The following is a 20,094-nucleotide window of genomic DNA, read 5'->3' as shown; positions in this document are numbered from 1 at the left end:
ATCTTAAAATCATCACAGAACAACACCCATGATGTAAACTTAGTCTCTAATTTTTGTAAGCCATGAACGACCTGCTAACATGTATTGTTTTGCCTTCTGAGTTTCTAAAAGACAAATTCATCTTCCCGCGCATAGCATGTTGGTCTATTTCTACAATATGCACAAACCCCTTATGTCCAAAATAAGGTTTCTCATCTAAGTCCGTTAGATTAACAAAACCAAAAACTCCACTAAAATTGCTTAAAAGGCTATTAAAATCTCCTTTAACCTCATGTTTGCCTAGTATAGCATTTGTATTTTCTGTTGGTTTTGAAATAATCATTCCAAAAAGCTGCTCTCCTCTAGTCTTAGTGCCACTTGCTTTTAGCTCAACATTCGTGAATGAAACGCCGTCTCTAGACTTTATCTCCTTTACACTAAAAACAAGGGAGCTTTCTATAATCTTACCAACACTATCACTAATAGCTTCCCGATTTAAAAAATGAACATCCTCTAAAGTAGAAGGTGAAGTAAGTTTATCATCCACTCCAGGGCTCGAAAAAAAGAAAAAAGAGAGAACAAACCAGAACCCTACTTTAGTGGTATTAACAAAAAACTGGAATACAAAACTATACATGATGTTGCTAATTTTTGGTTTCTTGCTCCGGTTCCTCTAGACCCGTTAACGCGTTTTCTACAAACTGCTCCCCAACAATTAAGCTGTTATCCAATTCCTTAACCTCACTTGTATCCGTCAAAGCTGCTGCTACTAAAGTAACGACAAGTAATACGAACATGAACAGACATTTTTTCATTGCTATTATTATTAGTTTAACCTAGTTGGATATATTAAAACTCCTGGGGAAACATTAATAACCGTCATCTACTCAAAAGCTAAAGTAGGGTTGAACGCCCCTTACCCGTAGTGCTAATGTATAAATGGTACATTTTCCTGTATAAATGGTAAGTGCCTTATTTTATCAGGGTTCATGAGACCTCCCACGTGTATTTTTTTCCTCTAACTAGTATTAAATACACTTTATAAGACCCAGCCCCGACCAATTTTGTCACTTTTTATACCAATCACACTTTAATTGTCTCCATCGGTACATCTTTACTATCATAAAACATGCCATACGATTAAATTTGTTTACTTTACCTTAAAGTATAATTCTATGATCGAAGCCGTAATCGTTGATGATGAAATAAAAGCACTACAAAGTCTTTCGTGGGAATTGACCAATTTTAGTGATGAAATTAAGGTGGAAGCATCTTTTACAGACCCCTTTGAGGCGTTGACCTATTTAGAAAAAAATACCCCTGATTGTCTTTTTTTAGACATTGAAATGCCAACTATGGACGGTTTTCAGTTCATCCAAAAATTAACGAACAAAAATTTTCCGGTGGTGATTACGACGGCGTATAATCAATATGCCATAAAGGCCCTAAAAAACGAAGCCATAGATTACTTGCTTAAGCCTATTGACACAGACGATTTAAAGGAGACTATTGTAAAAATCAGAAAACATAATGCCAAAAACTTTACCGCAGAGCGATTGGAAAAATTATTGTTGAATTTCAACTCTAACGCAAAGCATAAAAAAATTACTTTCAACACAGACGGAAAGTTAGTCTTTTTGGATAGCGATGAAATTCTATACGCCGAGTCCGATGGAAATTATAGCACCATTTACTTAGCCGATGGCCACAAAATTGTCCTTACCAAAAAATTGAAAGAAGTAAACGAACTTTTACCAACCGATTCTTTTTTCAGAATCCATAATTCATACATTATCAACCTTACCAAAATAAAAGAGTTTTTGAAAACCGATGGATATGTTATTTTGGAATCCAACCATAAGATTCCCGTTTCCAGACAAAAGAAATCAGATTTTCTGGATATGCTCTAAAACTATTAATGCGTTCGCAACTGAGAAATAACAAAAATTCCCTCTCCAAATGCCCTGTTCATTTGGACAAAATATTTACGCTTTTATTCGGTTTTCTCTTTTTTACCATAGGTTATACCCAATCTATACCACCAGTATTCAAAAAAACAGTAGACAGCCTTATAACCGCAGGCCCTACTTCTTATTCCGAAATTCATCCGGTACTGCAAGATTACAAGAAAGATACCCTCTTGATGCGTTATTTTTCCGATGTTTCATTTGACAAGAAATATATCCCGGGCCAAATTTATGCTTTTAACGAGTTGGGAAGGGTTTACCGCAATACTTCACAATACGGAAAATCCGTTAAGTTCCACAATAAGGCTTTGAAACTTGCCAATGAAATCAATAATATTGAGTTTAAGGTATCTAGTTTAAATGACCTAGGAGTAGTTTACCGCAGAACATCTTCTATTCGTAGGGCAATGGACTACAACCAGCAAGCGTTGGAACTGGCCGAATCCGTTAAAAAAGAAAATCGTTCTAACAGCCTTAAAAAGAGCATTAATGTTTCACTAAACTCTATTGGCAACCTGTATAGTATGCTTAACCAATACGGCCAAGCTATAGAATACTTTAAAAAATCTTTGGTCCTAGAGACAGAATTGGGCAATACCTTGGGTATGGCCATCAACTATGGAAATATAGGTAACAGCCTTGAAGAATTGGGGGAACTAGACGAAGCCCTCAAAAACTACCGCACATCTTTGGCCTATAACGAGGAAATAGACAGTGACATGGGGCAAATAATCTGCAAAACCAGCATTGCAAAGGTTTATTTAAAAAAAGAACGTATTAACGACGCCAAAAAACTACTTACACCCACACTAAGTCTAGCAAAAAAGCTAGGAGATGGGTTCTTAATTTCGCCTATCTATATTAATCTAGGCTGGGCAGAAATGATAACAGGAGATTATGCCAGTGCGGAAAAGTACATGCTTGAGGGCCTAAGGATAGCAGAAAAATTTAACTTAAGACACGAAGCCGCTCGGGCCAATCATTTGCTCACCCAGCTCTATCAACAAACTAAAAACTATAAAAAGGCTCTTTCATATAATATGAAAGCCGAAGAGCTTGATGAAGAAATTGTGAACGAAAGCACCGTTCGTTACGTAAACGATATCATCTTTAGATATGATTCCGAGAAGAAGACCAACGAAATACAAATATTGGCGCAAGAGAACGAAATGATTCAAATGGAACTGCGCACTAGCCGTACCACTTTACTCATTGGCAGCATTGCCCTTGCCCTATTGGCCGGTATATTTTACATCCTCTATAGACAGTATCAACTTAAAAACGAAAAAAAGGTTTTGACGTTGGAGCAGAGTATGTTACGCAGTCAAATGAACCCACACTTTCTTTTTAATTCGCTCAACTCAATAAAGTTGTATATTATTAACAACGAACAGAAAAATGCGGTCCATTACCTGAACAAGTTCTCCAAGTTGGTACGGAAAATATTGGAAGCCTCATCTATGCGGGAAATTCCCTTAGCAGAAGAACTGGAAACCGTAGAGCTCTATATGAACATAGAAAATATTCGTTTTTCAAATGAAATAGATTTTAAAGTTCGTGTAGATGAAGATATTGACACCCATACGGTTAAAATACCCTCACTAATTTTACAACCGTTCCTGGAAAACGCCATTTGGCATGGGCTTTCACCAAAAACAGGCGAAAAGATAATTGACATTCACATATCAAAAGACAAACTAGATTTTATTCATATTGCCATATCCGACAATGGTGTAGGAAGAGCCGTCGCCGAAAAAATAAAGCAGAACAAGGTCTTAAAACGTAAATCTGTTGGTATTGAAATTACAAAAGAGCGGCTCGCTAATTTCTCGAAAGACCTTCAGAATTCCTTTGAAGTAGAAATCGTTGACCTATACGATGATAACAAAAAACCTCTCGGCACCAAAGTAATACTCCACATTCCTACGGCTTAGTATGCTCTAGGGCCACTTGTTCCAGTTCTTTATACCAAGCTTCGCCAAATTTTCTGATTAAAGCCTCTTTTACGAACTTATAGATTGGTACTTGAAGCTCATCACCTAACGAACAGGCCGGGTCACAAATGTTCCATTTATGATAATTAACGGCTGTTAGTTCTGTATATTCTCGTATTCGAATAGGGTATAAGTGACATGAAACCGGCTTTTTCCAGTCAACGGCCCCTTCGTTATAAGCCTCCTCTATACCGCATTTAGCTGTACCGTTCACGGAAAAGATAACATAAGCACATTCACTATCATTAACCAATGGCGTTTCCCATTCACCGTCATCGCCTTTAATAAACGCCCCTTGTTCCTCAATGGCCTCAATACCCTCTTTCCTCAAAAAGGGTCTTACTTTATCGTAAATATCTACAAGAATCTCTGTTTCCTTATCCTCTAGGGGAGCCCCCGCATTACCATCTATACAACATTGCCCTTTGCAGGCCGCAATGTTACAGACAAAATCGTTTTCGATAATTTCTTCCGATACTATGGTGTTACCTAATTGAAACATACTGCGGGTTTGAGATACAAAGATACTTTTTAAACGGGATTTTATAGGTAAATAAATAGGGCAACTATGCTTTCTATCGGTTTAATTAAATGTAATTTTGCGAAAAATTCTAAGGTATGGACATACAATTCGATATTCGAGAAATTGCGACCGCTACAATGGTACTTTTTGCGGTTATTGATATTTTAGGAAGTATCCCAATTATAATCAGTCTACGTAAAAAAGTAGGGCACATAGAATCCGAAAAGGCCTCTTTTGTTTCTTTAATCATTATGATCGCCTTTCTTTTCGTGGGTCAAAAAATACTGAAACTGATCGGCATTGATGTCTATTCCTTTGCCGTAGCAGGGTCATTTATCTTATTTTTCCTTGCCCTTGAAATGATTTTGGGCATTACCCTTTATAAGGAAGACGAACCCGAAAGTGCATCTATCGTACCCATTGCTTTTCCATTAATTGCCGGGGCAGGTACGTTAACGGCCTTACTTTCCTTACGGGCAGAGTACAGAGTGGAAAATATTATCGTTGCCATTACACTAAACACTATTTTTGTGTACCTGGTCTTGAAATCGTCAAAAAAGATAGAAAACGTACTGGGTAAAAACGGACTTAACGTAATACGAAAGGTCTTTGGTGTTATTTTATTGGCAATTGCCGTAAAGCTGTTCGCAGCAAACATTAACGAGCTTTTCTAGCATAGAAATTGAACTTAAAAAAATAGAAATGAACAAGACCCTAACTATAATCTTAATTGTAGCAGCCATTGCACTTATTGCATACAATGTTACTATGATCAATTTTCAGGATCCTTTTAATGGAGATAGTACTATTGCCTTAATTGGTATAGTAGGTTCTCTATGTGCCGTACTGCTGCTGTTGATATTCAGGACAAGTAAGAAAATAGAACAGAAAGTAAATCAGAGGGATTAGATTAGTTGGCACTTTCAATAGCGTCCACCTCTTGCTGTTGCACTACAGGCTTATCTAGCTTTATTACCTCTTGCAGCATTTTATCTTCAGTGCTTTTAATTTTAGCGTGTACATTGGCCCCGAACAATTGCTCTGCCAACGCCGCTTTTAAATAAAGTTTAATACTGTCTTCGTAGTCGTAAAAATTCATTCTTAAATTTCTACTCACGGAATAGTCCACAAATTTTTCAAAGAGAATATCATCTACTGTAAAATCATTGATGAACTCTTTTTGCGAATACGAGTTGTAACGCTTTCTATCAGAGTCTAGGTGTTCAAATATAAAATAGGAAAGCCACCCAAAGCTATCCATACTTTCAACCGCCTCTTCTTCATTGGAACCTATAGGAACAAACACATCCGGAATAATTCCACCACCACCGTATACAACTTTACCTTTGGGTGTCGTAAACTTTAAAGAGTCCGCTACCTTTATACTGTCTACGGTTACCAGTTCGCCACTATGGTACCTATCCGTAAACCTTTTATAATAATCCTCGTTTCCGTTTTCGTATGATTTTTGAATACTTCTACCAGTAGGTGTATAGTATCTGGAAACAGTAAGACGCACCGCAGAACCATCACCCAACTCCATTTCTCTTTGCACCAGGCCCTTACCAAAGGAACGACGGCCTACTATAGTGCCAATATCGTTATCCTGTAAAGCCCCGGCTATAATTTCGCTTGCAGATGCAGAGCGCTCATTTATCAATACATACACCGGTTTGTCTTCAAATCTACCTTTTGAAGTTGCGTGAATTTTATTGATTTTCCCCTTTTTGTTTTTTGTAAAAAGTATGAGTTTACCATCTTTTAGAAACTCATCTGCCATTTGCTCCGCAACGCCCAAATACCCTCCGGGATTATCCCTTAAGTCTAACGCTAACTTGCGCGCGCCTTGTTTAATAAGTTCGGAAAGTGCTGCCTTAAATTCCTTATAAGTAGACTCCGCAAAACGATTAACCTTTATGTAGGCCATATCATTTGTTAGCATATAATACGCTTCTACACTTTTTATAGGAACAATGTCCCTTTTTACATTAACAGTAAACACTTTGTCTTCTGCTTTTCGGTAGATTTTAAGTTTTACAGAACTGCCCTTTTCTCCCTTTAACTTGCCAACAATATCCTCGCTTGCCAGGTTTTTACCGTAAAGCGTATCATTATTGGCCATTAAGATGCGGTCTCCAGCTTTTATACCTTTTAAATAGCTAGGTCCTTTAGGGACGGTTCTAATTACTGAAATAGTGTCTTTGTATGGATAGAAATTTATACCTATTCCCACAAAATCGCCTTTCATGTTCTCGGAGACCCGGTCCATTTCGTTCTTTGGAATATACACGGAATGTGGGTCTAATTTTTCAAGAATCTGATTAACGGTAACATCTACAATACTATCCGTATCAATCTCATCAACATACTCATAATCTATATAATCTATAAGCCTGTTAAGTTTATCCTTTTTAGAATTGGTAGTAAAAAGTTTCTCTGGAGAATCAGCAAAATGGAGCTTACCACCTACAAAAATACCTAAAGCAAGTGCTGCGGCTATAACGGTGGGCCATATGTAATTTTGCTGTTTTTTCATACTATGAGGACTTGGCCTCGGTTTCTTCTATTTCCGGTAAATGCACCAACTCAATACCTGCCCGTTCTAAAAATTGCAGTCCGGAATCGTCCTTGTATGCCATTTTGTATACTACACGTTTTATGCCAGATTGGTGTATTAATTTACTGCACTCCCTACAAGGGGACAAGGTTATGTAAAGCGTAGCACCCTCGCATGACTGTGTTGAGGAGGCTACCTTGCTTATAGCATTGGCTTCGGCGTGCAAAACATACCATTTGGTATAACCTTCATCGTCCTCACATACATTTTCAAAACCGGTTGGCGTACCATTATAACCGTCCGAAATTATCATCCTATCCTTTACGATAATAGCCCCCACCTGTTTACGCTGGCAATAGGATAGCTTGCCCCATTCCTGGGCCATGCGCAGGTACGCTTTATCGTATTTTGCTTGTTTTATTTTTTTCATGGACTGCAAAGATACAACAATAGACATTTGCGCTAATTATCTTACTTGCAATACAACTAAGATACCCGCTTTTAGAAAGCCCAACAATATTAAGGGGTTAATTTAAAGTGAAAATATTTGAGTTGCTATAGCGGAAACGTACGAATGAGCATTGGTATTGTTAGAAGTATAATTAAAATTGAAGTAATTACGACGAACAGCACTTTACTCAATTTAGTTAATGTAGTTAGGGCCCAACCTAAAACCAAAACCGAAGCCACAATGGTAACCTGAGAAATCTCAATACCGGTAGCAAAGCCCAGAAGTGGAACTAACTTATTGTCTTCTTCGGCCATGAGCATTCTAAAATAATTGCTAAAGCCAAAACCGTGTATCAACCCAAAAACCATGGTGGCCAAAACATGCCCTTGCATGCTTTTTACCGTGGCTGCTTTACGCATGTACAACAGATTAAAAACAGCTGTCATCATAATGGTTACAGGAATCAGGAACTCTATGAGGCTCACATCTATATTCACCCATCCGTAAGCACTTAAAGCAAGGGAAACGCAATGAGCAATGGTAAATACCGTGGCCAGGAGTACTACTTTTTTCCATGTTTTAAAAGAGAACGGTACCGCCAGTGCGGCCAAAAAAAGAATATGGTCATATGCATTTATATCCAGCACATGCTCCAAACCCATCTTTATATAAAATAGAAACTCTTCCATTTTGGATTTTATTAAATGTTGAAAGTCGCTAAAAAGATAAATTACCTGTAAACAAAGATTTACAACCCTCTTTCTGCCTGTATTTCTTCATAAGCCTTCTGTACTTCCTTAAACTTTTCCTCCGCACCTTTCTTTATGGCTTCGTTATGTGTATTTACACGATCGGGATGGTACTTTTTAGCCATTGTACGATATGCTTTTTTCACTTCGTCATTACTGGCCGACTTTTCAATATCCAGAATTTTATATGCATTGTTCACAGATTTTATGAACATGGCCTTAATACTCTCAAAATCCCGCAGGTGTACGCGTAAATAACCCGCAATTTCCCTAATCTTACGAACTTCCGGATCGCTAACGGAACCATCTGCTTGGGCTATTCCAAACAGAAAATGAAGTAACTGCAATCTTACCTCATAGCGTGTACGTTGATTTAAAAACGCACAGATACGTTGGGCAGAAATTTCGTGCTTTTTATTGATTTCGTTAAAGGTCCTAAAGATGGCATTTGCCTTATCCTTGCCGTACGTACTAACGAAATACTGCCGTACATAGTCCATTTCACGCTGGCTTACCTTACCATCTGCCTTTATAACAATTGAACATAATGAAAGTAAGTTGAGTTCAAAATCTGCCGGGGAAACCTTTTGGCGGGTCATATCACCAAAAACCGACTGTGCCCCACCTCCTCCGGTAATTTTTAATCCATCTATTAAGCTTCCCACCAGATATCCCAAAATTGCCCCAGGAAACCGGAAAAAATAATATCCTATGATGGCCGCGAACCATTTAATCATGCCTTTTCTTAATTTGGGCAAAGATATTAAAAGCGGTCAGAATTAAACATCAAAATGGCTTTGTAGACCTTTATAAAACCATAGAAAGCAAGAGTATGTGCGCACATACCCCAATTATAGCCCTTTTCGCCAACGAAAAGTTAAGTAAGTCAACTAAATGCGACAAATTAAGTATCTTTGTTAACCAAAATAAAATTTAAAAATATGTATCCCGCAGAATTGGTAAAACCCATGAGACAAGACTTGGCATCAGCCGGGTTTGAAGAATTACATACAGCAGCAGCAGTCGAGAACGCGATCAATAAACCAGGTACTACTTTAGTTGTAGTAAACTCTGTTTGTGGTTGTGCAGCGGCCAACGCAAGGCCTGCGGCAAAATTAAGTTTGCACAACGCTAAAAAACCTGACCATACGGTAACGGTTTTTGCCGGTGTAGATATTGAAGCTGTAAATGCAGCAAGAAACCTTATGATTCCTTTTCCTCCGTCTTCGCCAAGTATGGCCCTTTTTAAAGATGGCGAATTGGTTCATATGATTGAGCGTCACCACATTGAAGGTAGACCTGCGGAATTGATTGCCGAAAACCTTGTTAGTGCCTATGACGAGTTCTGCTAGAACTGTTTAAACGTCTCTCGTATAGAGAGATGATAAAAGAATACAAAAAACCGCTTCACAAAGAAGCGGTTTTTTATTTTTGCACTATGCAAAAACTATTGGCATACCCGCTCACCTTTCTATACATGATCTTCTTTGGGTTGTGTCTGTTGGTGTTTCATCCCATTCAATGGGTCTGTTTTAATGTTTTTGGGTACAATCCCCATAGAATGAGCGTTGCCCTACTCAACCTCTCGCTTATGCGTTGCACCCATGTATTGGGAACCACTTATGACTTTAACAACCCGCATGATATTCCTACGGACAGGCCTTTGATTATTGTGCCAAATCACCAAAGCATGCATGACATACCCCCTATTATCTGGTTCATGCGAAAGCACCACCCTAAATTCGTTAGCAAAAAAGAGTTGGGAAGGGGCATTCCCAGTGTTTCGTACAACCTGCGCCACGGCGGTTCCGTTCTAATAGACCGGAACGATAGCAGGCAAGCCCTATCGGAAATTGCAAAACTGGGCCGCTATATAGAAGAACATAACCGAAGCGCCGTAATATTTCCCGAAGGAACCCGTAGCCGCACCGGACATCCAAAACCGTTTAAAGCTACCGGATTAAAACTCCTGATGAAAAATGCACCTTCTGCATTGGTAGTTCCTATAAGTATCAATAATTCTTGGAAAATGCTCAAATACGGTAAATTTCCAAACGGAATTGGCAATCATATTACTTTTCAAGTGCATAAGCCCATTGAAGTAAATTCCAATTTTGATGCAGTTCTGGCAGAGGCCGAAAAACAAGTTATTTCCGGAGTAACCTCCTTTAAATCATAGAATGACAAACTCAGAAATTGTAGAGCAAACCATTGCTTTCGTAAAAGAGACCTTGCAAGGTGCCGAAGGCGGACATGATTGGTTTCATATACAACGTGTCTTTAATAACACCCTACTCATTGCCAAAGAAGAAAATGTAGATATTTTGGTGGTTAGTCTTGGAGCGCTCTTGCATGATATTGCCGATGCAAAATTCAACAATGGAGATGAGACCGTTGGTCCTAAACTGGCCCATCAATTTTTAACCGATTTAAAAGTAGACCTCAAAACCATTGATCACGTTATACAGATCATTGAAAATATATCGTTCAAAAATTCCCTTGAAAAAAACAAGAAAGAGATGTTCTCCTCTCTAGAACTGGCCGTGGTCCAGGATGCAGACCGCCTAGACGCTATGGGTGCCATTGGCGTTGCCAGAGCATTCAATTATGGTGGGTTCAAGAACCGGGAGCTCTACAACCCCGAGATAGCTCCAAATTTAAAGATGAGCAAAGAGGAATACAAAAAATCAAAAGCCCCTACCCTAAATCACTTTTACGAAAAATTGCTCTTCCTTAAAGATAAAATGAATACGCAAACGGGTAAAAAACTTGCGGAAGAACGCCATGAATACATGCTGGGCTTCCTCAAACAATTTTATCAAGAATGGAACCCGCTTGAACCACACACAGGTTTTACCATATAATTCAGCCTAAAAAATCGGCCTTGCTTTTTTACATTTTTTGTACCTTCAAATGCAGAACCAAAAATCAAAAATTTGAAGATGCAAAGAAGAAAGTTTATCAAAAATGCAGCAGCGGCCTCTACCGCATTTTCCATTGTACCCAGCTACGTTCTGGGCAAGAATCATGTACCTCCTAGCGACACTCTTTATGTGGGTGCTTTTGGTGTTGGAGGACGTGGTGCCGGCGTTATAAACGGCCTTGACCAAACCGGTAAGGTTAAGTTTGTAACCCTCTGTGATGTAGATGACCGAAGAGCGGCAGAAACCTACGAAAAATACCCAAAAGCAAAAAAATACAAAGACTACCGTAAGGTGTACGACAAGCATCTAAAAGACATAGACGCTATAATGGTAGCTACTCCCGATCATATGCACGCCTCTATTGCTTTGCCTTTTATGCGTGAAAAAAAACATGCCTACGTAGAGAAACCTTTAACCCACAATATTAACGAAGCCAGGTTAATGACCCAAGTAGCCAAAGAGCATGGCATTGTTACCCAAATGGGAAACCAAGGAGCTTCTAGTGATGGTAGCCGTGAGGCAAAAGAATGGATTCAGAGCGGAATCATAGGAAAAGTCTACAAAGTAGATTGTTGGACCAATCGCCCGGTATGGCCACAAGGCGTTCCTGTACCTACCGAAAAACAACCCGTACCAAAAGGCCTTGATTGGGACCTTTGGCTTGGCGTAGCGGCCAAACGCGATTACAATGCGGCATACCTACCTTTTAAATGGCGAGGTTTTTGGGATTTTGGAACAGGTGCCCTAGGAGATATGGGATGCCACATTATGGAAACCCCTTTTGGCGTTTTGGACCTTGGATATCCCACAGAAGCCGAAGCTAGTTGTACCACCAACTGGGTCGGCGATTTTGTAGAAGCGGATTATAGTGAATCTTGCCCTGCTTCCTCTATAGTACGATTAAAATTCAATACCGAGGAACATGGCGACATTGCTCTGAACTGGTACGACGGTGGATTAATGCCAGACCTGCCCGATGAATTGGCAGATGGAGAAACCATTGGTGATGGAGGTGGGGGTTCTGTTTTCTACGGTACCAAAGGTATTCTTGTTACGGATACCTACTCACGTAATGCCCGGTTGCTCCCAAGCAAAAACATGAGCCTGTTTAACGCTCCCGCTCCTTATTTAAAGCGAGTGGAAGGTGATGTAGAAGGACACCAAAGAAACTTTGTGGAAGGTTGCTTAAACGGTACAGAAACCTCATCGGACTTCAAAAAATCAGGACCGCTAACGGAAGCCGTGCTTATGGGCAACTTGGCCATTAAAGCATTTCAATATAAAAAACTGAAAGAAGGCAAAAAACTAGGGGACTGGGATCCATTTGAGTATCCTGGAAGAAGAAAAATCCTTTGGGACGGTGCCAACATGAAAGTTACCAATTGGGACCTTGCCAACGAATGGGTAAAAGGAAAATACCGCAAAGGCTGGGAATTAAAATAGTAAGCAATAGTAAAGCGCAATAGGGAAAAACGTTCCTATTGCGCTTTTTTTATTTTGATTTAGAAAGCGTATCCCGCGGATAGTTGAAATACGTTGTTTTGACTGTTTCCTCCTGAATAAGAATCTCCGTTTATATTGGCAATACCCTTATTATACCTAAGGCTAAAAAAGATGTTATCGTTCAATTTGTACGAGGCTCCAATAGCAAAAGCAACGTCTAACTTCTTAAAACGGTCATCATCATCTTCATTTGTAGCTATTAAAAAGCCGACCAATGGACCTGCTTCGGCACTAAGCCCTTCCAAAAAATAATATTTTCCAAGTAATGGCAGATTTACATAGTCCAACTTCAGGTTATTGTCATTAGTACCATAATCCCAATTTGTGCCTTGCGATGAGTATAACAACTCTGGTTGTACCGCTATTTTATCCGAAATGGAAAATTCCGCCACTCCACCTAAATGAAAGCCCACCTTTGTTCCTAAACTTCCTAAGCCCGAATAGGCACTGCCGCCAATTGAGGCTACATTTATGCCTCCTTTTACCCCAAAACCAAAATCTTGGGCCTGAATAGCAGTAATCGATAAAAGCGTGGCTAAAAAGAATACTAGTTTTTTCATAATCTACATGTTTTGTTTAACTGTTTCATCAGTTAGTGTCAAACACATAAAAAGGTTAACATAAAAATATAAAACCATACATGACTTAATGCAGAAAGCCCACTTTGAAAGAACCTATCGGTTTTTATACATACTTTTTACATCTTACATCATTAAGAAAAGCAAATGCCCAAACGAAGATTATCGCTTGGGCATTTGTAGTAAGATTATATTTGGTAATTACTTATTTCTTAGTTGGCAATTCACGGGTTAACCATCCTCTTTTGTTTGCTGTAGCAATGGCATATGGGGTTATCCAGAACAATCCAAATGTAAATAGGATGCTGTACGAATATGCCCAAACCGACTCTTTTAAATCATATCGCTTCGCATAAAAAAGAACTGGGAACGTAGACAACACCAAAATACTCACAAGCGTAGAGCTCAAAAATAAAAGTGGGTGGGTTAAAATAAAGAAGAACATGAAAAATAAGAATGGGTAGCTCATCAATATCTTTATGGATTGGCTAATGAACAACAACCGCGAACCAAATTTTGAACCTTCTCTAAAGTTGGTAAAAACATATTTAGACATTTCAATATTTTCACGAACATTACTTCTACCCCATCTAATGAACATCTTATAAAGACCTTTGTATTTTTCAGGTACATTGGTATAAGCATAAGCGTTTCTTTGGAACAACACGTGGTAACCCTGCTTTAAAATCATGTTGGTCATTGCGCGATCTTCACCAATATCTGATGGTTGCCCCATAAAAGTTTGATTGATCCATGCATCCAAACAGTTAAAAACAGCCGTTCTACGGTATGCTGCTAAAGCACCGGGAGTACAAAGCACTGAGTTTAACGCACTCTCTGCAGAACGAACAAATTCAAAACTCATTACAAAGCTAACATCAAGCATTTTTGGAAGTAATGCTCTTTTATTGTTCAATACACGTATGTTTCCTGCAACGGCGCCACAGTTTTCATTTACCACAAATGGACTAACCAAATTACGAAGGGTATCCTTATCAACTATAGAATCACTATCTACCGTAACAAAAATTTCGCCAGTACCCTCGTTAAAACCTCTGTAAAGACCATGACGTTTACCCATGTTCTTAGGTTGCTGAAAAATAGTTACACGATCACCTAAAACCTTTTTGGCTTCTTTCATCCAGTGCCACGTATCATCCTTACTACCATCATCTATAGACAACAGCTGTAATTTTTCATGAGGAAAATCACTTTCCGCCAAGCTCATTAAAGTATCATATACTTGTTTTCCCTCGTTGTAAGCGGGCACTATAACCGTAACCGTAGGCAGTTCTTCATTAGATACGGAACTTATTGCCTTGTATTTAAAGTACTTGTAGATAACAAAAAGAAAGAATAACGCTTTAAAAACGAACAGCCCAAGTGCCAAATACATAAAACCTTGACCAAAACTAGAGCTTGCACGCTCTATGTTGAACTGATTTAAGTCGCTTCGTAAAATATAGGACATATAGGCTGCGCCTATCATTAAAACAAAGGTGCTTCCCATTACAAAAATGCCCCAAGCATTAGCTGTCTCAATAAAAATCTTGAACTTTTGTAACAAGCTAGTGTTTGAAGTTGTCTTTTCTACTGTATTTTCCATTTTCATAAGATGTATCTCAATGATGTTCTGAGTAGCTTATACGATACCGGATTGCGGTTCGGATTTTTCCTTTACACTATTTTAACACCCCGAGAGATACAGAATATTACAGGTATACTAACAATTTGACCCTTCTAAACTATAATTGATAAAAGCCGCCTATACAATTTATGAATGCTAAGCAATTGAATGGTTTTTAGTGTGATTGTACTAAAAACAAATTTTGTCGTTTTATTAGAATAATTTTAGCTGACCGTCCTTGAATTGCTCATGCAAATCATGATTGAGCGGAGGAAAGGATTTATCTTTAAAATAAGTGTGACGTGCAAGACGTACCAAATCATGAATTTGGGTGGCTATTTTCCCCTCTCCTCTGCTCCGAACACCAAAACGACTGTCATTTAAAGTACCGCCATGACATTCTTCAATCTGATGCAGAACTTTATCGGCCTTATCGGGTAGGGTTTTTTGAATCCAATCCGTAAAAACTTGTCCTATCGCCCCATTAAGTCTGACTACGGTAAAAGCAAAAGATTTGGCACCGTTTTCAGATACCGCTTTCGCCAAATTCATGATTTCGTGACTATTGATACCGGGAATAATGGGAGCGAGCATGGCATTGACCGGAATATTATTTTGGGACAGAACACGAATGGTTTCCAGGCGTTTTTTAATGGTTGTAGTTCTTGGTTCCAAAACACGCCTTGTGTCTTCGGATAATGAGGTAACCGAAACATTCACTCCTATCAATCTATCTTTTGCCAACTCCTTTAAAATATCCAGATCACGGAGTACCAAAGCATTTTTAGTAATGATACCCACTGGGTGCTTGTACTTTAAAAATATTTCCAAACAGGCACGGGTAATTTTAAACTTCTGCTCGGCAGGTTGGTAGCAATCTGTATTCCCAGAAAGCACAATGGTTCTGGCTTCCCACCGTTTACTCTTTATTTTTTCCTCGAGCAGTTTTGGCGCATCCTTCTTTATTAAAATTTTCCGTTCAAAATCCAGTCCGGCACTATAGCCCCAAAACTCATGTGTATTGCGCGCATAGCAGTAAATACAACCATGCTCACAACCTTGGTAAGGATTCATGGAGTACTGCATACCCACATCTGGGCTAGTAACTTTGTTTACAATGGTTTTTGGAAAGATGGGGATGTACTGCGTCTTGTTTCTATCGGCTTCTTCACCTTCTATTCGGCAAAATTCCAGAAAATCATCGCGGGTTTCATAAACGTTCTGTAGAAATTTGTTGTGAACGTTCTGCTGGGCACCACGGCCCTTAATGTAAGACTCATTTTTCAACACTATTGGATTTATTCCAAATTTATGGAATAAATCCAATTACAAATAATTTCAATAACTATTTAACAGTTACCTCAACTAATTGCTTTTTAGTACCCCGCTTAGCGTAAAACAAAAGATGATCGGAAGCCTCATCAATAAACGGCCTTGAAACCATAATAGGCAACCTTACCTCCTTGTCGTCTACAAGTTTTTTATACGATAGATCACCTGACCCGTCTACTTTAATAACAAACATATTTGGGTTTCTGCTAAACCCTTGTTTGAACAAAATTCTTTCTTTACTCATTTTCTGTGGGTTTTCTCCAGAATTGATGAAGAAGTACATGTTTTCTCCCTCACCATATGCCGTATAGGAAGCATACGAAGCATCACCTTGGGTAACTTCGGCCTTATTGATGTTACGGGCCCATTCCATAGTACCGGAAGCGTTCAGCTTTGCCAATACTATATCATTGTAATGAAAACGGTCTACTTTTTTGGTAGCCCCTGTTCCTATATCTTGTCCTGCGGTTACAAAATACTCTTCGGCACTAAAAAGAATATCCTTATTTGGGGTTATGTGCACACTCTTAAAAATAAGATTCTTGATTTCTGCATCTACCTCACGCCCAAACTTATCCAACATGAACTGATCCGAAAACGGATTGTATTTCTTTGCTTTAATAGCCAAGGAATTGGCATCTAGATTAAAATACACCAGGCCATTGTACCTATTATCTTTTCGATCTGCGTAAAAACCAACTGCTTTTAGATCATTACCCAACAATACCGGTTTTAAAGATTCTGGAAACCTTCCCGCATCCGCAAATTCTTGGGTTTTAAATCCGTTTTGGGTAATCCTGACCAACTCATATTGAAAACGTCTTTCTTTTACATCAAACCTTCTTTTTTTGAAAAAGGCCTTTCCCATTAAATACAACTCCTTTAAATCTTTTGAGACCTCAATGTTTTCAAAGGCATAGTTCTTTTCCTCAATATTGGCGCTAAAATCATAGTCCAATTGAAGCTTTAAATCCGTGCCATAAAGATAGATGTGATACTTCTCTTTCTTTCCTTCCCTATGGTGTACAGTTACGGCAAAAGCCGTTCTATCATCATTAAAATGGGTAGCCGTTGAAAAGCCATTGCCAAAATTGCGGTTGTACTTGTTAACCGCCAATGGATTCAAAACCTCTTTAGAAGGAATGGATAGCAACTTTCTTTCCGTAAAATTGAACTCGTCCAGCGGACTCTGGTGTACCACATAATTGTACGCCTCGTCTTTATGGTCATAAACCAGTTCCAATAAATAAAGTTGACCATTCTTTACAAAACCATCAACCATATGCCTGCCTGCATATTTATAATTATGGTCAGCCACCAAGTTAAGTTCAGCATCGTATACCTCAATAAAATGACCTTTGGGCCGTAGAGGCATTCCTCCGTAATAGGTACGAACGAGAACCGTCTGTTCTTGGACAGAGCGATCTATGGTCAACACGGTAGAATATTTATACCTATCGGAATAATTCTCTCCAAGCTTATAATCCACGGGGATTTCTTGGGCCTTCGTAAATGTTAGGGCAGCTAAAAACAGTAACGCTGTTAGGCTCTTTCGGGTTCGCATAAGTAGGTTTTAAGCGGACATGCTACTCACCAGGAAAGTTGGCCTTACGCTTTTCCAAAAAAGCAGAGGTACCTTCCTTAAAGTCTTCGGTGCCAAAACAAGCTCCAAAAGCCTTTATTTCTTCATCATATCCATTACTATTCTTAAAACCCGCATTTACTGCTTTTATTGCATAACTGAGCGCGACCGGAGAGTTATTCGATATCTTGCTTGCCAACTTCTGGCAAAACTCAATCAATTGCTCTTGGGAAACCACATGATTTACCAATCCATAATTCAATGCGCGATCAACATCTATCATACCTGCAGTCATAATCAATTCCATAGCTCTGCCCTTGCCTACTAATTGTGGCAAACGTTGGGTACCACCGTAACCGGGAATAACCCCAAGCGATACCTCAGGAAGACCCATTCTAGCATTATGGCTCGCTACTCTAAAATGACATGCCATGGCAAGCTCTAGCCCACCGCCCAGTGCAAATCCGTTAACAGCGGCAATTACGGGTTTGGAAAGGTGCTCAACAAAATCAAAAAGAATTTTATGCCCTTTGGCTGATAATTTTCCACCTTGCTTTTCGGAAAAATCTGCGAACTCGGAAATATCGGCACCGGCAACAAAAGCTTTTTCCCCACTACCGGTTAAGATAATGACCTTAATTTTTTTATCCGCTTCCAATGCCTTAAGCGCTTCATGTAGTTCTTGAATGGTTTCACGGTTTAGGGCGTTTAACTTTGTGGGACGGTTAATAGTTACGATTGCCGTAGGCTGATTATCATCCACAAGAACATTATTGAATTTCATATAGCTATTTTTTTTAGTATTCTATTTTTTGTTGGCGTTCATCTACTTTACAAGTGGGAACTTAACGGAGAACACCGTTCCTTTATCCGGTTTTGACGTAAACGTAATAGCTCCTTTATAGGTCTCCACTATGTTCTTTACCATGCCTAGACCCAACCCCATTCCGCTTGATTTTGTGGTAAACTTGGGCTCAAATATTTTTTCTTTGAAGCCTTCCCCAATACCAATACCGTTATCCGCTACGCAGATTTTAGCAAAATCACCTTCTGTTCCTACCGATACTACAATTCTTGGAGCATCTACTTCCGGAACGGCCTGAATGGCATTCTTTACCAAGTTAGTAACTACACGTATCAGTTGTGTACGATCTAATTTCGTAATAATTTCGTTTTCTTCAGAAATAAAGTGAATGTAATCTTCATTAAAAATATCAAGCGCCAACCTTACGATTTCCACGATGTTCAGGGTTTCGTTCTGTTGGGCGGGCATTTCCGCAAAATTGGAAAACGCAGAAGCAATACTGCTCATGGTATCAATTTGCTGGATGAGTGTTTTTGAAAACTCGGCTATTTTTATATCGATGTTGGGATCCTGCGGGTCAAATTTACGCTCAAAACTTTGAACGGTGAGCCGCATTGGGGTTAGGGGATTCTTGATTTCATGCGCCACCTGTTTTGCCATCTCCCGCCAAGCCTGTTCCCTTTCACTACGCGCCAATTTTACGGCACTGTCTTCAAGTTCGTCAATCATGGCATTGTACGAGGTCACCAGCTTTTCAATTTCCTCACTTGGGTTATCTATCAATATTTTTTGATTGCTTTTCCTTAAATCGGTCTTTCCCAACATGTCGGAAATGGTCTGAAGCGACCGGGTGATATAAGTAGAAATAAAATAAGCCAAACCAATAGCTATCAACAACATTAAAAAATAAACCCCGCCCAAGCGCATAAGAAACTCCTTAAGCTCCATATTGTTGAACGAATCATCTTCGTAATAGGGTAAATTTAAAATACCAATTGGTTTAAATCGCTTGTCGTTAATGTACGTATAAGAGGCCTTATAATTATCGCCAGCCAATGCTTTTTGGTCCACAAAGCGCTTAGTGGGGCTGGTTTCCAACAATCGTAGAATAGACGGACTCAAACAATTTGCGATAGAATCTACCTCAAATTTGGCCCTTGAACTTTTTATGAGCTGCCCTTCTAGGTCATAGATGTTAAGCCTCTGATTTTGCACATTGGCAATCTGGTAAATTTCTTCATTAAAAATAAGTCCCAAATTCTCTGTCGTAACAGGGTATGTTGTTTTTTTTAAAACATACTCTACGCTTTGCTTTACCTGCTCTTCTTTTCGTTCTAAACGTTCGGAGTGGTAATCTTCGGATTGCTCTTTATACTGGTACACGGTAACTCCCGCAATGAGAATAGAAGCTATGACTACCAGCAGAATCATAGATAGGAAGATGCGCGACCTTAAGGAAAGTTTTGTAAACAAAGGACTGGAGTTTACACCAAAGGTAGCAAATATCGCGCCATTTTTAATAC

At 39.1% G+C, this 20,094-nt stretch carries 21 protein-coding genes; 8 read left to right on the top strand and 13 right to left on the bottom strand.

The window, feature by feature from the left end:
- Window positions 1–46: 46 nt before the first annotated feature.
- Both SJY45_RS14010 and SJY45_RS14005 read right to left on the bottom strand, forming a co-directional pair.
- Window positions 47–616 carry a hypothetical protein gene (locus SJY45_RS14010; RefSeq protein WP_400071473.1) on the bottom strand — a complete coding sequence of 190 codons (570 nt, stop codon included), beginning with the start codon at window positions 614–616 and terminating at the stop codon, window positions 47–49.
- 7 nt (window positions 617–623) lie between these two features.
- Window positions 624–776, bottom strand: coding sequence for a hypothetical protein (locus tag SJY45_RS14005; RefSeq protein ID WP_215436385.1), 153 nt, complete (start codon window positions 774–776; stop codon window positions 624–626).
- Window positions 777–1,154: 378 nt separating this feature from the next.
- Here SJY45_RS14005 and SJY45_RS14000 point away from each other — a divergent pair, with 378 nt between their 5' ends.
- Window positions 1,155–1,889, top strand: coding sequence for a LytTR family DNA-binding domain-containing protein (locus SJY45_RS14000; RefSeq protein ID WP_215913315.1), 735 nt, complete (start codon window positions 1,155–1,157; stop codon window positions 1,887–1,889).
- A gap of 8 nt (window positions 1,890–1,897) precedes the next feature.
- Complete coding sequence (locus SJY45_RS13995; protein ID WP_400071470.1) at window positions 1,898–3,880, top strand: tetratricopeptide repeat protein; 1,983 nt, start codon at window positions 1,898–1,900, stop codon at window positions 3,878–3,880.
- Here SJY45_RS13995 and SJY45_RS13990 read toward each other — a convergent pair.
- A complete protein-coding gene (locus SJY45_RS13990) occupies window positions 3,870–4,442 on the bottom strand; it encodes a DUF3109 family protein (protein WP_400071468.1) in 573 nt (190 codons plus the stop codon). The genes SJY45_RS13995 and SJY45_RS13990 overlap by 11 nt on opposite strands.
- Window positions 4,443–4,558: 116 nt before the next feature.
- Here SJY45_RS13990 and SJY45_RS13985 point away from each other — a divergent pair, with 116 nt between their 5' ends.
- On the top strand, window positions 4,559–5,137 hold the full coding sequence (locus tag SJY45_RS13985; RefSeq protein WP_215436395.1) for a MarC family protein: 579 nt from the start codon (window positions 4,559–4,561) through the stop codon (window positions 5,135–5,137).
- 28 nt (window positions 5,138–5,165) lie between these two features.
- Complete coding sequence (locus SJY45_RS13980) at window positions 5,166–5,372, top strand: hypothetical protein (RefSeq protein WP_215436397.1); 207 nt, start codon at window positions 5,166–5,168, stop codon at window positions 5,370–5,372.
- A gap of 1 nt (window position 5,373) precedes the next feature.
- Here SJY45_RS13980 and SJY45_RS13975 read toward each other — a convergent pair whose 3' ends face one another.
- The 4 genes from SJY45_RS13975 to SJY45_RS13960 form a co-directional block, all read right to left on the bottom strand.
- Window positions 5,374–6,999 (bottom strand): S41 family peptidase, encoded by a 1,626-nt coding sequence (locus tag SJY45_RS13975; protein ID WP_400071466.1) that lies wholly within the window; start codon window positions 6,997–6,999, stop codon window positions 5,374–5,376.
- A 1-nt stretch (window position 7,000) separates the two neighbouring features.
- Window positions 7,001–7,450: a deoxycytidylate deaminase gene (locus SJY45_RS13970; protein WP_400071464.1), complete on the bottom strand. Its 450-nt coding sequence runs from the start codon at window positions 7,448–7,450 to the stop codon at window positions 7,001–7,003.
- 125 nt (window positions 7,451–7,575) lie between these two features.
- Window positions 7,576–8,160, bottom strand: a complete 585-nt coding sequence (locus SJY45_RS13965; protein ID WP_400071462.1) for a HupE/UreJ family protein — start codon at window positions 8,158–8,160, stop codon at window positions 7,576–7,578.
- 59 nt (window positions 8,161–8,219) lie between these two features.
- Window positions 8,220–8,957, bottom strand: coding sequence for a TerB family tellurite resistance protein (locus SJY45_RS13960; RefSeq protein WP_400071460.1), 738 nt, complete (start codon window positions 8,955–8,957; stop codon window positions 8,220–8,222).
- 204 nt (window positions 8,958–9,161) lie between these two features.
- On the opposite strand from SJY45_RS13960, the gene SJY45_RS13955 reads away from it, so the two are divergent.
- The 4 genes from SJY45_RS13955 (at window position 9,162) to SJY45_RS13940 (ending at window position 12,587) form a co-directional block, all read left to right on the top strand.
- Entirely contained in the window at window positions 9,162–9,572 is a 411-nt protein-coding gene (locus SJY45_RS13955) for a BrxA/BrxB family bacilliredoxin (RefSeq protein WP_215436407.1), read from the top strand.
- Window positions 9,573–9,658: 86 nt separating this feature from the next.
- Window positions 9,659–10,399, top strand: a complete 741-nt coding sequence (locus SJY45_RS13950) for a 1-acyl-sn-glycerol-3-phosphate acyltransferase (protein WP_215436410.1) — start codon at window positions 9,659–9,661, stop codon at window positions 10,397–10,399.
- 1 nt (window position 10,400) lies between these two features.
- Entirely contained in the window at window positions 10,401–11,084 is a 684-nt protein-coding gene (locus SJY45_RS13945; RefSeq protein WP_400071458.1) for an HD domain-containing protein, read from the top strand.
- Window positions 11,085–11,162: 78 nt separating this feature from the next.
- Window positions 11,163–12,587, top strand: coding sequence for a Gfo/Idh/MocA family protein (locus SJY45_RS13940; protein ID WP_289060082.1), 1,425 nt, complete (start codon window positions 11,163–11,165; stop codon window positions 12,585–12,587).
- Window positions 12,588–12,646: 59 nt separating this feature from the next.
- Here the strand turns inward: SJY45_RS13940 and SJY45_RS13935 are convergent, their stop codons facing one another.
- From SJY45_RS13935 to SJY45_RS13910, 6 genes are all read right to left on the bottom strand, one after another.
- Window positions 12,647–13,207, bottom strand: coding sequence for a porin family protein (locus tag SJY45_RS13935; protein ID WP_400071455.1), 561 nt, complete (start codon window positions 13,205–13,207; stop codon window positions 12,647–12,649).
- A 223-nt stretch (window positions 13,208–13,430) separates the two neighbouring features.
- The gene (locus SJY45_RS13930; protein ID WP_400071453.1) at window positions 13,431–14,831 is read right to left on the bottom strand and encodes a glycosyltransferase; all 1,401 of its coding nucleotides are present in this window, start codon (window positions 14,829–14,831) and stop codon (window positions 13,431–13,433) included.
- 234 nt (window positions 14,832–15,065) lie between these two features.
- On the bottom strand, window positions 15,066–16,178 hold the full coding sequence (locus tag SJY45_RS13925; RefSeq protein ID WP_400071451.1) for a PA0069 family radical SAM protein: 1,113 nt from the start codon (window positions 16,176–16,178) through the stop codon (window positions 15,066–15,068).
- Between the two features lie 19 nt (window positions 16,179–16,197).
- Window positions 16,198–17,748 carry a hypothetical protein gene (locus SJY45_RS13920; protein WP_400071449.1) on the bottom strand — a complete coding sequence of 517 codons (1,551 nt, stop codon included), beginning with the start codon at window positions 17,746–17,748 and terminating at the stop codon, window positions 16,198–16,200.
- 22 nt (window positions 17,749–17,770) lie between these two features.
- On the bottom strand, window positions 17,771–18,550 hold the full coding sequence (locus SJY45_RS13915) for an enoyl-CoA hydratase/isomerase family protein (RefSeq protein ID WP_303404782.1): 780 nt from the start codon (window positions 18,548–18,550) through the stop codon (window positions 17,771–17,773).
- A gap of 42 nt (window positions 18,551–18,592) precedes the next feature.
- Window positions 18,593–20,002, bottom strand: a complete 1,410-nt coding sequence (locus SJY45_RS13910) for a sensor histidine kinase (RefSeq protein WP_400074357.1) — start codon at window positions 20,000–20,002, stop codon at window positions 18,593–18,595.
- Window positions 20,003–20,094: the final 92 nt, after the last annotated feature.

The sequence above is a fragment of the Zobellia russellii genome (assembly GCF_044597075.1).
GTDB lineage: Bacteria > Bacteroidota > Bacteroidia > Flavobacteriales > Flavobacteriaceae > Zobellia > Zobellia russellii.
Note: the sequence above shows the minus strand (reverse complement) of the source record. Positions and strands in the feature narration are given on the sequence as shown.